The 13,908-nt window shown below is 74.5% G+C and carries 12 protein-coding genes; 7 read left to right on the forward strand and 5 right to left on the reverse strand.

The annotated features are described in order from the left end of the window. Positions 1–135: 135 nt before the first annotated feature. A complete protein-coding gene (locus tag ABEB09_RS21920) occupies positions 136–1,038 on the reverse strand; it encodes a hypothetical protein (RefSeq protein ID WP_345691615.1) in 903 nt (300 codons plus the stop codon). 320 nt (positions 1,039–1,358) lie between these two features. On the opposite strand from ABEB09_RS21920, the gene ABEB09_RS21925 reads away from it, so the two are divergent. Beyond that, positions 1,359–3,245: a caspase family protein gene (locus tag ABEB09_RS21925; protein WP_345691616.1), complete on the forward strand. Its 1,887-nt coding sequence runs from the start codon at positions 1,359–1,361 to the stop codon at positions 3,243–3,245. Positions 3,246–3,465: 220 nt separating this feature from the next. Here the strand turns inward: ABEB09_RS21925 and ABEB09_RS21930 are convergent, their stop codons facing one another. Genes ABEB09_RS21930 through ABEB09_RS21940 form a run of 3 tightly spaced genes read right to left on the reverse strand, consistent with a single transcriptional unit; the run spans position 3,466 to position 6,622 of the window. Then, positions 3,466–4,305, reverse strand: a complete 840-nt coding sequence (locus ABEB09_RS21930; protein WP_345691617.1) for a sugar phosphate isomerase/epimerase family protein — start codon at positions 4,303–4,305, stop codon at positions 3,466–3,468. Then, positions 4,302–5,474: a dihydrodipicolinate synthase family protein gene (locus ABEB09_RS21935; RefSeq protein WP_345691618.1), complete on the reverse strand. Its 1,173-nt coding sequence runs from the start codon at positions 5,472–5,474 to the stop codon at positions 4,302–4,304. Before ABEB09_RS21935 ends, ABEB09_RS21930 begins: the two co-directional genes overlap by 4 nt. After that, positions 5,471–6,622 (reverse strand): Gfo/Idh/MocA family protein, encoded by a 1,152-nt coding sequence (locus tag ABEB09_RS21940; RefSeq protein ID WP_345691619.1) that lies wholly within the window; start codon positions 6,620–6,622, stop codon positions 5,471–5,473. The genes ABEB09_RS21935 and ABEB09_RS21940 overlap by 4 nt, the downstream gene beginning before the upstream one ends. Before the next feature lie 231 nt (positions 6,623–6,853). Between ABEB09_RS21940 and ABEB09_RS21945 the strand changes: the two genes are divergently transcribed. The 4 genes from ABEB09_RS21945 (at position 6,854) to ABEB09_RS21960 (ending at position 11,094) form a co-directional block, all read left to right on the forward strand. Continuing rightward, positions 6,854–7,909: a LacI family DNA-binding transcriptional regulator gene (locus tag ABEB09_RS21945; protein WP_345691620.1), complete on the forward strand. Its 1,056-nt coding sequence runs from the start codon at positions 6,854–6,856 to the stop codon at positions 7,907–7,909. 120 nt (positions 7,910–8,029) lie between these two features. Then, a complete protein-coding gene (locus tag ABEB09_RS21950; protein ID WP_345691621.1) occupies positions 8,030–9,220 on the forward strand; it encodes an NAD(P)/FAD-dependent oxidoreductase in 1,191 nt (396 codons plus the stop codon). A gap of 10 nt (positions 9,221–9,230) precedes the next feature. Next, positions 9,231–10,184 carry a sigma-70 family RNA polymerase sigma factor gene (locus ABEB09_RS21955; RefSeq protein WP_345691622.1) on the forward strand — a complete coding sequence of 318 codons (954 nt, stop codon included), beginning with the start codon at positions 9,231–9,233 and terminating at the stop codon, positions 10,182–10,184. A gap of 37 nt (positions 10,185–10,221) precedes the next feature. Further along, the gene (locus tag ABEB09_RS21960) at positions 10,222–11,094 is read left to right on the forward strand and encodes a GNAT family N-acetyltransferase (protein ID WP_345691623.1); all 873 of its coding nucleotides are present in this window, start codon (positions 10,222–10,224) and stop codon (positions 11,092–11,094) included. On the opposite strand, the gene ABEB09_RS21965 is transcribed toward ABEB09_RS21960, so the two are convergent. Further along, on the reverse strand, positions 11,085–11,573 hold the full coding sequence (locus ABEB09_RS21965; protein WP_345691624.1) for a hypothetical protein: 489 nt from the start codon (positions 11,571–11,573) through the stop codon (positions 11,085–11,087). The two genes, ABEB09_RS21960 and ABEB09_RS21965, sit on opposite strands and share 10 nt — an antisense overlap. Positions 11,574–11,602: 29 nt before the next feature. Between ABEB09_RS21965 and ABEB09_RS21970 the strand changes: the two genes are divergently transcribed. Together ABEB09_RS21970 and ABEB09_RS21975 are read left to right on the forward strand one after the other, a co-directional pair. Continuing rightward, positions 11,603–12,373 carry a sugar phosphate isomerase/epimerase family protein gene (locus ABEB09_RS21970; RefSeq protein WP_345691625.1) on the forward strand — a complete coding sequence of 257 codons (771 nt, stop codon included), beginning with the start codon at positions 11,603–11,605 and terminating at the stop codon, positions 12,371–12,373. A gap of 710 nt (positions 12,374–13,083) precedes the next feature. After that, positions 13,084–13,866, forward strand: a complete 783-nt coding sequence (locus ABEB09_RS21975) for an aminotransferase class IV (protein WP_345691626.1) — start codon at positions 13,084–13,086, stop codon at positions 13,864–13,866. Positions 13,867–13,908: the final 42 nt, after the last annotated feature.

The raw sequence follows: 13,908 nt of genomic DNA on the forward strand, positions 1-13,908 counted from the left end.
TCACCAGCAGCACGCCCGGTTGGACGGGCCGCCCCCGCCCCGGGTTCCCCCGCGCCGCCCGGTCGCACGGCATCTGGTGCGGATGGCCGACGCCTCCCCTACGTCAGCCGTACGGGGCCGGGGCGGACGGCGCGTTCAGCGGCGCAGGCTCACGCCGTACCGCGTGCGCAGCCGGTGGACCTCCCACCAGGCCACGGCCGTCACCGAGGCCGGGCCGCAGAGCAGTGCGAGGATCTGCACGGCGGGCGGACCGGGCGGCGGGCCGCCGAAGAGCAGGTTCACGGCGGCGAGTTCCCACACCAGCACGCCGGTCAGCAGCGCCGGCAGCGTGGGGTGCACCTCGGTCGTGTTGAACGCCGTACGCACCGCACGCCCCGACGCGAATCCCACGAACAGCAACGTCCACAGCGGCGGCAGCAGCACGGCGATCCGCACCGCCAGACCCAGCAGGTTCTGCTCCATCAGCTCGGCGACGTACATGCCGCCCAGGAACAGCAGCGGCGTCGCCGTGAACGCGCCGAAGTAGCACAGCGCCGAGCGCCCCGCGGGCCAGATGCCCCGGCGCATGCCCGGTCTCGCCGACGCGGGCGCCAGCAGGAACAGGACGAGGACCACCAGTGGCGTGGTGAGCAGCAGCAGCCACGGGGTGAGCGTCAGCCGCATGAAGAACTGCTCCTGCGCCTGCTCCCAGTCCTCCGCCGTCCCGTACGCGGCCAGGATGAGGAACGACGCCACGGCCGCCACCCACGCCCGGACCTTCTGCGTCCGGATCACGTCCGGGTCGGTGATGCTGCGGCTGTGCACGGGGAAGACCCGCCGCGCCAGGATCCGGGCCCACCGGGCCAGCGGATAGCCGATGACGACGAACAGCGTGGGCCACACGCAGCACAGGAACGCGAGCAGCACGCAGCCCTTGCCCGCGCGCAGGTAGGACAGCACCTCCCGCAGCGTCGGCCACTCGTCGTCCCGGAACCGCTGCCACAACGACGGCCGGCCCCAGCCCGGCCCGGGTCCGTACGGCAGCCGGGGCCCCGGCACGTACGGCCCGCCGGGACCACCCGGTCCCGGGCCGTACCCACCCGGTCCGTACGGCCCCGGGCCGTACCCGCCCGGCCCGTACGGATTCCCGCCGTACGGACTGCCTGAATACGGGTTCCCCCCGCGCGGATCCTGTCCCCCGAACGACACGACGGCTCCCCTCCCTGGGGCGCTGCGGAATTGGCTGAAGAACAGTCAACTCCTATCGCACGGCGGTGACATCGTCCTATCCCCGAACGACCGCCACTTGCCCCGCATCCGCCCCGGGACCGCCCGGAAAACGCCCCGCCCCCACCACGGCCCCCTGGCAGTATCACCGCATGCGGACCGTGTACGCCCTGTTCGTGGGCATCGACGACTACCCGGGCGAGCCGCTGCGCGGCTGTCTCAACGACGTGCGCGCGGCGGAGAACTGGCTGCGGCGGCAGTCCGGTCCGGACCCCGACATCCGGACACTCCACGACGCACAGGCCACCAGAGCCGCCGTCATCGACGGCATCACCGGCCACCTCGGGCGCGGCGGCCCCGGCGACACCGCCCTGCTGTGGTTCAGCGGCCACGGCACCGAACGGCCGACGGACGACCCGCGCGAGGCGACCGGCATGTGCCAGGCCCTCGTCTGCCACGACAGCCTCCACCTCGGCGGACAGCCCCTCCTCCAGGACACCGAACTCGGCGCCCTCCTCGACGCCATCGCCGCCCGCGGCACGCACGTGCTCGCCGTCCTCGACTGCTGCCACGCCGGCGGCGCCACCCGGGACACCGCGCCCGACGCGGACGGCCGCCCGGTCACCGCGCGCGGCGTCACCTGGCGCCCCTGGTGGACCACGGCACCGGCGCCCACCCCCGGCAGCCGCGACGGCGGGGGAGCGGCACCGGGACCGGCACCGCGCCGCCACGTCCTGCTCGCCGCGTGCCGCCCCCAGGAACGCGCCCACGAGACCGTCTTCGACGGACTCACCCACGGCTACTTCAGCCACGCCCTGCTGCACGCCCTGGACCGGCTCGGCCCCACCGCCACGTACGGCACCCTCCACGCGCGCGTGGAGGCCCTGGTGCGCGACCGGCACCACGCCCAGCACCCGGAGCTGCACGGCCCCGAGGACCGGCGCTTCCTGTACGGCGACCCGGTGCCCGGCGCGCCGTTCCTGCTGCGGCACACCGCCGCCGGGTGGGAGGTCGACTGCGGCCAGGCGCACGGGCTGCGCACACCGGGCGCCGAGTTCGCCCTGCTCCCGCCGCACGAGGGGCACGCCGTCGCCGTGCGCGAGGTGCGCCCCGAGACGGCGCTCGTCACCCCGGTCGGCGGCCGGCTGCCCGGCGGCGGGCTCGGCGACCGGGACGCGGTGTACGCGGTGACCCCGTCCGCCCTGGCGTTCCCGCCCGCCACGGTCACGGCCGCCGGCGACCCCGAGGCCGTCGCCCTCCTCACACGGGCCGTGGGCTCGCCCTGGCTCACCCCGCACGACGGCACGGTCACCGGCACAGGCGCGGGCCTCGCCCTCCGGGTGGACGCCCGCGACGGCCGCGCCACCGTCTCCGGCGGCGACGGTCACCCCCTGGACCCGCTCCCCCTGCGGACGGCAGACGACGCGCGGCACCTCGCCGACCGCCTCGCCCACATCGCGCGCTGGCACCACATCCGCGACCTCACCAACCCCGACCCGTGGCTCTCGTCGCTCGTCCGCGTCACCGTCGACACCCCACTGGTCGGCACGGTCCGCCGCACCGCCGACGGGGAGACCGTCTGCGCCTACACGCCCGACCACCGCGAGCCCCAGGTCATGGTCCGCGTCCACAACGACTGGACCAGGCCCCTGTGGTGCGTCCTGCTCGACCTGACCGACGGCTACGCCTCGTCCCCGCACCTCTACGAGGGCGACTTCGTCGGCCCCGGCCGCGCGGGCCTCGCCCGCCGGGGCGAACCGGTGTGGCTCCGGCTCCCGCCCGGCCGGGCCGTGGAGCGGGGCGCCTTCGCCCGGGACTGGCTCAAGGTGATCGTCGCCGAGAACGAACTGAACGTCGCGCCCTTCCGGCTGCCGCCCCTGGCCGCCCCCGGCGCCTCCGCCACGGCCGCGCGCGGCACGGGCGACGGCGGGCTCCTGCGACTGGCCCCGCCTTCCGGCAGCCGGGACGCGGGCGGGCCCGCCCGGCGGCCGGGCCGCTGGGGCACGGCGATGGCCCGCGTACGGACGGAAGTGCCCTGACGGGCGGAGCCGTTGAGGCGAAAGTGCCCTGAAGGACGCGGCCGTCGACGTGATGGGGGCCCGGTCCGATGGACCGGGCCCCGCCCTCCCCCTCCCGTCGCAGGCCTCCCGATCCCCCCAGATCCCCTCCCCGGAGGCCCCGACTTCCTATACGACACCGGTCACGCCGGAAGGGTTGCACGAATGCGCCCGGTAATTTTTCCGGAATCCCGGCCGCCGCCTAGAGCGTGTGGAGGACGTACCTCCGGACCGTCTCCTCCAGCACCTCGACCCCGTCACGGGCCCACAGGCCGTCGTTGAACAGCTCCACCTCGATGGGCCCGGAGTAGCCCGCCGCGTCGACCCGCTCCCGCCACTCCCGCATGTCGACGGCGCCGTCGCCGATCTGCCCCCGCCCGGTGAGCACGCCCGCCGGCAGCGGGGTCGTCCAGTCGGCGAGCTGGAAGGAGTGGATACGGCCCGCGGCGCCCGCCCGCGCGACCGCCGCCGGCGCCCGGTCGTCCCACCAGACGTGGTACGTGTCCACGACGACCCCGACCCGCTCGGCCGGGAACCGCTCGGCCAGGTCCAGCGCCTGGTCCAGCGTGGACACCACGCACCGGTCGGCCGCGTACATCGGGTGCAGCGGCTCGATGGCCAGCCGTACGCCCCGCTCGGCGGCGTACGGGGCGAGTTCGGCGAGCGCGTCGGCGATCCGCTCGCGGGCCGCCGCCAGGTCGCGGTGGCCGCCCGGCAGGCCGCCGGAGACCAGGACCAGGGTGTCCGTGCCCAGCGTCGCCGCCTCGTCGATCGCGGCGCGGTTGTCGTCGAGGGCCCGGGCGCGGCCGGCCGCGTCGGCCGCCGTGAGGAAGCCGCCGCGGCACAGGGTGGTGACGGCGAGACCGGCGTCCCGCACGAGCTTGGCGGCGGCCTCCACGCCGTACTCCCGGACCGGTTCGCGCCACAGCCCCACACCGGGGACGCCCAACCGCACGCAGTGGGCCGCGAGGTCGGGCAGGGCGAGCTGCTTGACCGTCATCTGGTTGATGCTGAACCGGGACAGGTCGTGCGTGTCGCTCATCGGGCCGCTCCGTACACGGTGAGGAGGGACTGCACGCGGTGCCGCGCCAGCTCCGGGTCGGGGAACAGGCCGAGCCCGTCGGCCAGTTCGTAGGCCGTGGCCAGGTGCGGCAGCGAGCGGGCCGACTGCAGGCCGCCCACCATCGCGAAGTGGTCCTGGTGGCCGGCCAGCCAGGCCAGGAACACGACGCCCGTCTTGTAGAAGCGGGTCGGCGCCCGGAAGAGGTGGCGGGACAGCTCCACGGTCGGGTCGAGCAGTTCCCGGAAGCCCTTGGCGTCGCCCGTGTCCAGGACCCGGACCGCCTCGGCGGCCAGCGGGCCCAGCGGGTCGAAGATGCCCAGCAGGGCGTGGCTGAAGCCCTGGTCGTCGCCGGCGATCAGCTCGGGGTAGTGGAAGTCGTCGCCGGTGTAGCAGCGCACGCCCTGCGGCAGCCGGCGGCGCAGGGCCACCTCCCGCTCCGCGTCGAGCAGCGACACCTTGATGCCGTCGACCTTGTCGGGGTGCGCGGCGATGACCTCCAGGAACGTGTCCGTCGCCGCGTCCAGGTCCGCCGAGCCCCAGTAGCCCTCCAGCGCCGGGTCGAACATCGGGCCGAGCCAGTGCAGGATCACCGGCTCGGACGCCTGGCGCAGCAGATGCCCGTACACGTCCAGGTAGTCCTCGGGCCCCCGGGCGGTCGCCGCAAGCGCCCGCGACGCCATGAGGATGGCCTGCGAGCCGGTCTCCTCGACGAGCGCCAGCTGCTCCTCGTACGCGGCGCGGACCGCGTCCAGGTCCGCGGGGCCGGCCAGTTGGTCGGTGCCGACCCCGCAGGCGATGCGCCCGCCGGTGGCCTTCGCCTCGGCGGCCGAGCGGCGGATCAGCTCCGCGGCGCCCGCCCAGTCCAGGCCCATCCCGCGCTGCGCGGTGTCCATCGCCTCGGCGACGCCCAGCCCGTGCGACCACAGGTGGCGGCGGAACGCGAGCGTGGCGTCCCAGTCGACCGCGGCGGGGGAGTCGGGGGTGGTGTCGGCGTACGGGTCGGCCACGACGTGCGCGGCCGAGAACACCACCCGCGACACGAGCGGCCCGCCCGCCGCCGGGGCCCGCGGGGTGCTGCGCGGCCGGTACGCGCGCGTGGCGCCGTCCGGGCCCGGCAGGTGGATCGGGGGGAGCGTCCGGTCGGTCACAGCGACAGCTCCGGGACGTCGTGCCGGCGGCCCTCGGCGGAGGACTTCAGGCCCAGCTCGGCGAGCTGCACGCCGCGCGCGCCGGCCAGCAGGTCCCAGTGGTACGGCTCGTCCAGGGCGACGTGCCGGAGGAACAGCTCCCACTGCGCCTTGAAACCGTTGGCGAACTCGGCGTTGTCCGGGACCTCCTGCCACTGGTCGCGGAAGGAGTGGGTGACCGGCAGGTCCGGGTTCCAGACGGGCTTCGGCGTCATGGAGCGGTGCTGGACGCGGCAGCCGCGCAGCCCGGCGACCGCCGAGCCGTGCGTGCCGTCCACCTGGAACTCGACCAGCTCGTCGCGGTGGACGCGGACCGCCCACGAGGAGTTGATCTGGGCGACGGCGCCGCTCTCCAGCTCGAAGATGCCGTACGCGGCGTCGTCCGCCGTGGCGGTGTACGGCTTGCCCTGCTCGTCCCAGCGCTGCGGGACGTGCGTCGTCACGTGCGCGGTGACGGACGTGACGCGGCCGAACAGCTCGTGCAGGACGTACTCCCAGTGCGGGAACATGTCGACGACGATGCCGCCGCCGTCCTCGGCCCGGTAGTTCCAGCTGGGTCGCTGGGCCTCCTGCCAGTCGCCCTCGAAGACCCAGTAGCCGAACTCGCCGCGTACGGAGAGGATCTCGCCGAAGAAGCCGCCGTCGACGAGGCGCTTCAGCTTCAGCAGGCCCGGCAGGAAGATCTTGTCCTGGACGACGCCGTGCTTGATGCCCGCCGCCCGCGCGAGACGGGCCAGCTCCAGGGCGCCGGCGAGGTCCCCGGCGGTGGGCTTCTCGGTGTAGACGTGCTTGCCGGCCGCGATCGCCTTCTTGATGGCGTCCACGCGGGCGGAGGTGACCTGGGCGTCGAAGTAGATGTCGGTGCTGTCGTCGGCGAGGACGGCGTCGAGGTCCGTGGACCACTCCGTCAGGCCGTGCCGGTCGGCCAGCTCGCGCAGCGCGTGCTCGCGGCGGCCCACCAGGACCGGCTCCGGCCACAGGACCTGGCCGTCGCCGAGGTCCAGGCCGCCCTGTTCGCGCAGCGCGAGGATGGATCGCACGAGGTGCTGACGGTAGCCCATGCGCCCGGTGACGCCGTTCATGGCGATCCGCACTGTCCTGCGTGTCACGAAGGTCCCTCCACTTTCCGAGTGTGCTGGGTGTGCTGAGTCGTGCCGGGGGTCGTGCTGGGGTCGTGCTGAGCGTCGTACTACGGGTCGTACTAGAGGTCGTGCTGCTGGGCTCGGCGATCGAGTCGCGTCGGTCCACGTCGTAGCAAGCGCTTTCTATCCTCATTGACGCTAGCCTGCGGACAGCGGCCGGTACAAGAGCCGCGCCCGACTTCTCCTCGGAGGGACGCGATGACAGTCACCCTGGCGGATGTGGCGGCACGCGCGCGGGTTTCCCCCGCGACCGTCTCCCGTGTCCTCAACGGGAACTACCCCGTCGCCGCGTCCACCAGGGAACGGGTCCTGCGCGCGGTCGACGAGCTGGACTACGTCCTCAACGGCCCCGCCAGCGCGCTCGCCGCGGCCACGTCCGACCTCGTCGGCATCCTCGTCAACGACATCGCCGACCCCTTCTTCGGGATCATGGCCGGCGCCGCGCAGAGCGCCATCGGCAGCGGCACGGGGCGCGCCGGCGGCGAGAAGCTCGCCGTCGTCTGCAACACCGGCGGCTCCCCGGAGCGCGAGCTGACCTACCTCACGCTCCTCCAGCGCCAGCGCGCCGCCGCCGTCATCGTCACCGGCGGCGCCCTGGAGGATCCCCGGCACACGGCCGCCATGGCCGCGAAGCTCGCCAAGATGAGCGACGCCGGCACGCGCGTCGTCCTGTGCGGCCGCCCGCCCGTGCCCGGCGACTCCGTCACCGCCACGCTCGCCTTCGACAACCGTGGCGGGGGCCGCCGGCTCACCGAGCACCTGCTGCGCCTCGGCCACCGCCGCATCGGATACGTCGCCGGCCCCGCCGAGCGCACCACCACCCGACACCGGCTGGAGGGCCACCGCGCCGCCCTCGCCGCTGCGGGCCTGGGCGGCCCCGAGCAGGAACGGCTGACCGTGCATGGCTCGTACGACCGCCGCTCCGGCTACGAGGCGACGCTCCGGCTCCTGGACCGCGAACCGTCCCTCACGGCGATCGTCGCCGCCAACGACACCGTCGCGCTCGGTGCCTGCGCCGCCCTCCGCGAGCGCGGCCTGCGCATCCCCGACGACGTGTCGGTCGCGGGCTTCGACGACCTGCCGTTCTCCGTGGACGCCGTCCCCGCGCTGACGACCGTACGGCTCCCGCTGCACGACGCGGGCGTCCGCGCGGGCCGCCTCGCGATGGGCACCGAGGCCCCGCCTCCGGGCGGCGTCGCCACCATCCGCGGCGACCTGACGCTCCGCGCGTCGACGGCCGCGCCGCGGCAGTAGGGCGCGAAGCACCCTGGGGGCCCCATCGCCCTGTGACACAGGTCACGTCCGCTTCCTGTCAGGAATCCGCGCGCCATCCCGCTCACTCACCGGGAGCAAGCGAACCGACAGGAGGCACAGATGAAGCACCGCATCGTCGTCCTCGGCGCCGGCTATGCCGGGGCCTACGTGGCCGGGACCCTGGCCCGCCGGCTGTCCCCGGCGGACACCGAGGTCACCGTGGTCAACGCCGAGCCGGACTTCGTCCAGCGGCTGCGGCTGCACCAGCTCGCGGCCGGCCAGGAGATCGAGACGCGCAGGCTCGCCGACGTCTTCGCGGGCACGGGGATACGGCTGCGCCTGGCCCGTGTCACCGCCGTCGACCCCGAGCGCCAGGTCGTCGCCGTGGCCGACGCCGACGGCGGCGGCGAACTCGGCTACGACACGCTCCTCTACGCGCTCGGCAGCCGCGTCGCCGACCACGGCGTCCCCGGCGTGACCGAGCACGCCTTCGACGTCACCGGCCGGGCCTCGGCGCTGCGCCTGCGCGAGCGCCTGGACGGCCTGGACAGGCGCGGCGAAGTGCTGGTCGTCGGCGACGGGCTGACCGGCATCGAGACCGCGACCGAGATCGCCGAGTCCCGGCCCGACCTGTCGGTGACGCTGGTCGCCCGCGGCGAGCTGGGTGCCCCGCTCTCCGCCGGAGCCCGCGACCACCTGCGCCGGGCCTGCGACCGGCTGGGCATCACCGTCCTGGAGCACGCCACCGTCGAAGCGGTCGAAGCGACGCGGGTGCTGTGCGCCGACGGCACCGCCCTGGCGTCCGACGCGACCGTGTGGGCGGCCGGGTTCGCGGCCGGCCCGATCGCCGCCGCCGGCGGGCTGGAGGTCACCGAGGACGGCCGGATCGTCGTCGATCGCACCATGCGGTCGGTCTCGCACCCGAGCGTCTACGCCGCCGGCGACAGCGCCTACGCCATCGGCGACAACGGCCGGCCGCTGCCGATGTCCTGCGCTTCGGCCGGCTACACCGGCCGGCAGGCCACGGAAGCGATCGTGGGACGCCTGACCGGCCGCGAGATCGCGAACGTCAAGCTGGACTACGCGGGCAACCACATCAGCCTCGGGCGGCGGGACGGGATCCTGCAGATGGTCGACGGCGAGGCGCAGGCGAAGCCGACGTATGTGGGCGGCCGGAAGGCCGCGCGGATCAAGTCGGGCATCCTCAAGATCTCGCTGTGGGCCACCTCGCACCCGACCTTCGGCATGCCCAAGCGCAAGCACCGCCTGGCCGCCGCGGATACGGCCGCCGAGAAGCGCGTGGCCGCCTAGGGTGATCCGCATGGACAGCACCGCCACTGATCGCTTCGACACCGGTCGGTTCGAGGCCAGCCGGAACCGGCTGGCCTCACTGGCGTACCGGCTGCTGGGCTCCGCCACCGATGCCGAGGACGCCGTGCAGGATGCCTTCCTGCACTGGCAGGCCGCCGACCGGCAGCGGATCAAGGTGCCGGAAGCATGGCTGACCAAGGTCGTCACCAACCTGTGCCTCGACCGGCTCCGCTCGGCGCAAGCCCGCCGCGAACGCGTCGCCGGCGCCTGGCTGCCCGAACCGCTCCTCGACGGCGACCCGATGCTCGGCCCGGCCGCCACCTTCGAGCAGCGCGAATCGGTCTCCCTGGCCGTGCTGACTCTCATGGAGCGCCTGTCACCCGTCGAGCGGGCCGTCTACGTCCTGCGCGAAGCGTTCTCCTACGGCCACGCCGAGATCGCCGAGATCCTCGACATGACCGAGTCCGCGAGCCAGCAGCACCTCCACCGGGCGCGGCGCCGCGTCACCGCCACGGGCCGCCGCGGCGGCGAGGTCGACCCGGCATCCGCCCGCAGGATCGTCGAGGAGTTCCTCGCCGCTGCCTCATCGGGCCGCACCGAACGGCTGGTGGCGCTGCTCACCGACGACGCGATCGCGATCTCCGACGGCGCCGGCCTGGCCGAGAAGCTGCTGCGGTTCGACACTCCGCAGCGCATCGCCGCCATCGCACGGGCCGGCTTCAAACCCACACCCGCGAAGCGGCGACTGGCCGGCGGCACGCCCGCCGTCCACTACGCGCTCGTCAACGGCGCCCCCGCCATCCTGTTCGTGGTCGACGGCCAGGTCGTCGGCGCCGTGACGTTCGACGTCACCGACGGCAGGATCGCGACCGTGCGCGGCATCGCCGCCCCCGCCCGCCTCGTCCGCCTCACCGAGGCCTGGCGGCGGCACGAACCGGACGCGCCGCTCATCGCCCAGTGGTGACCCGACGCCGACCGCGGTACATCCGGGAACATGAAGCATGCTCCCGGATGACTGGCAACTCACCGAGGACGTCGACGACTTCCTCGCCCGAGCCGGAGACTTCCTGCGCTCCCGCCCGGCCCTGCACAACACCCCGCTGACGGACATCGAGAAACTGCGCACACGAGAGGCGGACACCCAAGGCGCGCACACCACCGTCTTCGGCCGACTGGAGTCGAAGGGGGAGGTCCGCGCCGTCTTCTACCGCACTCCGCGCGGCCGCCTGGGCCTCACCCCCCTCTCCGCCGAGCAGGCCGGCACCCTCGCCGCTCACCTGGCCGGCCTCGGCCACTTCCCCTCCGACGTCATCGCGGACCACGACACGGCCACCGCCTTCGCCGAGACATGGCAGCGGCACACGGGCGCGGCGCCGGTGCCCTTCTGGCGGACGCATCTCTACCGTCTCGGCACGCTCACCCCACCGCGGCCCCGCCCCGAAGGCCGGGGCCGTGTCGCGGGCCCGGAGGATCACGCGCGCGTCGTGCGCTGGTGTCGTGAGTTCTGCGTCGATGTCGGAGAGAACGTCACCATCGACGCCATCGACGCCGGCTCCTGGTCCGACACACGTTTCGCGGACAAGCACTTCACCTTCTGGGAGACCCCGGACGGCACTCCCGTCTCCCTGGCGGGCTCGACGTCGATGGTCGGCGGCATGGTCCGGGTGGACCCCGTCCACACCCCGGCCCGCCTCCGGGGACGCGGCTACGCGGGCGCCGTGACGGTCGAGGTGAGCAGGGCCGCGCTGACCGCGGGCGCGACGGACGTCGTCCTGTTCGCGGACCCGGCCAACCCCACCAGCAACGCCCTCTACCAGCGCATCGGATACGTCCACGTAGCCGACTTCACCGGGTACAGGTTCTCCTACGACTGAGCGCCCGGGCGGTGGGGCGGGCCCGGCTTGGGGCCGGGGGCGTACGGGACCACGTCCGACGACGGGTCGTCGGAGGGGGACACGCGGACGGGGCCGCGGGCGAAGGTGAAGGCGTACTCGACCGCCCGGTCGAGGGTCAGCGTCGGCACGGGTGCGTCGTCGCCCCGCGGCGTCTCCGGGGCGATCCGGTAGCCCGTGCGGACGACCTCGTCGTCAGGGCCGCTGTGGTCCACGGACGCGAAGCCGTCCGAGCCCCGGCCCCACTGGCCGTGCACCTGCCAGGTGTAGCGCAGCTCCAGACGGCCGGGGGCCGGGCAGTGCCAGCGGAAGCGGCCGATGACCAGTTCGGTGGTGATGCTCTCGAAGCGGCTCCACCCCCGGCCGTCCGCCAGGAACACGATCTCGCTGGTCTCCATCGCGCCCAGGTCGTAGGGCGCGCTGTCCCACAGGCCGATGAGCTGTCTGTCGAGAAACGTCACAAGGACATTCTGGTGGGTACGGTCGCCTCATGAGGTACGCGTTTTCGACGCTGGGCGTCCCCGGAATGGCCGTCCCCGATGTCGTCCGGCTCGCCGCCGACTGCGGGTACGACGGTGTGGAGCTGCGAGCCCACCCCGAGGAGCCGGTGCACCCGGGGCTCGTCGCGCACGAACGCCGCGCGGTGGTCGCGGAGTTCGCGCGGGCCGGGGTGGAGATCCTGACCGTCGCGGGCTACGCGCGCGTGGCGGAGGCCGGTGACGACGAGCCCGTGTACGAGGAGCTGCACCAGCTCCTCTACCTGGCCGCCGACCTGGGCGCCCCCCACGTGCGGGTCTTCCCCGGCGGGCGGCCCGGGGAGCAGGCGGACGCCACCGCGGCCCGGCGACTGGGCGTCGCCGCGGAGGTCGCGGCCGACCTGGGAGTACGGATCCTGCTGGAGACGCACGACTCGCACCCCACAGGCGCCGACGTGGCGCGCGTCGTGGCGGCGGTCGGCCACCACCACGTGGGCGCCCTGTGGGACGTGATGCACCCGTGGCGCGCGGGTGAGGCTCCGGAGACGACGTACGCCCTCCTCGCGCCGTACCTCGGCTACGTCCAGGTCAAGGACATCGCGTCCCGGGAGGACACCACGCCGGTCGCGCTGGGTGAGGGCGTCCTGCCGCTCGACACCTGCCTGTCCCTCGTGGGGCCCGGCGGTGGGTGGGTGTGCTGGGAGTACGAGAAGCGCTGGTACCCGGCAGCCCCGGACCTGCCCCCGCTGCTCGCCGCGGCCCGCGCACGCCTGACGGGCCGCTGAGGCCGACCCCGCCCCACGCGCGGGCGGTCCCACCCACCCACCGGGGGTAACCCGCCCACATGCGGGGCGGCCCCACCCACCCACCGGGGGTAACCCGCCCACATGCGGGGCGGCCCCACCCACCCCCCCGCCGGGGGTGAGCCGCCCACATGCGGGCGGTCCCACCCACCCCCACACCCACCGGCCGGTAGGCGCCCGACGACGGGACGGGGGTGGACCGGGGGTCGCGCGCGCAGGATTGGCGGTGCTGGGACGCCTCGCTCTCATGGCCCCGAGCGAGCCAATCTGAGCACGTGACCCCCGGGCCGCCACCGGACTCACCCACCGTCGTGGTGCGCGCCGGGGCTGGGCCCTCAGGCCGGGTGGCCGTTCCGTCGTTGTGCCCACCCGTTCCTCCCCCAAGGACTACGTCCAGGGGGGACCCCCCTGCGGAACGACTGCCCACAACGACGGAACGGCGGCGCCGGCCCACAACGACGGAACGGCGGCGCCGGCCCACAACGAGGAACGGCGGCTCCGGCCCACGGCGAGGAACAGCGGCGCCTGCCCACGGCGAGGAATGGCGGCGCGAGCCGCAGGGAAACTGCGGCGTCAGCCATCGCGCGCCTGCGGCGGAACGACGGCCGTCAGCCGCCGCCTAGCCGTGGCGGAACGGCGGTCGGCTGCCGCGACCGGCGGGCCCTCATAGCGCGGCTGACAGACTGGGGGTCGTGGACGAACTGAACGGACAGCCCGCCGATGCCGGTGCCGTGCGGGCGCTCGCGCTTGCCAACTACGGGCACTTCACCACGTTCCGCGTGGACGACGGCCGGGTGCGGGGGCTCGCCCTGCACCTGGAGCGGCTGGAGCGGGACTGCCGGGCCGTGTTCGGCGCGGACCTCGACACGGCACGGGTGCGCGCGTACGTCCGGCACGCGCTGCGGGAGCGGGGCGGCGACTCCCCGCTGGTGCGGGTGAGCGTTTTCGACCCGGGCCTGGACATCGGGCGCCCCGCCTCGGCCGGCGAGCCCCACGTGCTGGTCACCACGCGGCCCGGGGCCCCCGCAGGCCTGCCGCCGCTGCGGGTGGGGACCGTGCCGTACGTACGGGACCTGGCGGCGGTCAAGCACGTCGGGCTCTTCGGCGCCCTCCACGCGCGGCGGCGCGCCCAGCTCGACGGGTACGACGACGCCCTGTTCCACGGCCCGGACGGGCGCGTCACGGAAGGCCCGACGTGGAACGCCGGGTTCGTCGACGGGGAGGGACGGGTCGTGCTGCCCGAGGGGGACGTGCTGCCCGGTGTCACCCTGGAGCTGATCCGGCGGCAGTACGCCTGTGTGGCGCGCCCCGTGACGGTCGCGGAGGCGCGGGGCATGCGGGCCGGCTTCGCGACGAGCACCGGCATCGGCGTACGCGCCCTCGCCTCCGTGGACGGCCGGCCCCTGGCCACCGACGACCCGGTGCTGGGCGCGCTGCGCGAGACGTACGAGCGGGTGCCCGGCGATCCGCTGTAGCCCCGCAAATCGGCCTGTGGACAACCCACTTGAGGCCAGTGT

It is taken from the genome of Streptomyces coeruleoprunus, from assembly GCF_039542925.1.
In the GTDB taxonomy this organism is placed as follows: Bacteria; Actinomycetota; Actinomycetes; order Streptomycetales; family Streptomycetaceae; genus Streptomyces; species Streptomyces coeruleoprunus.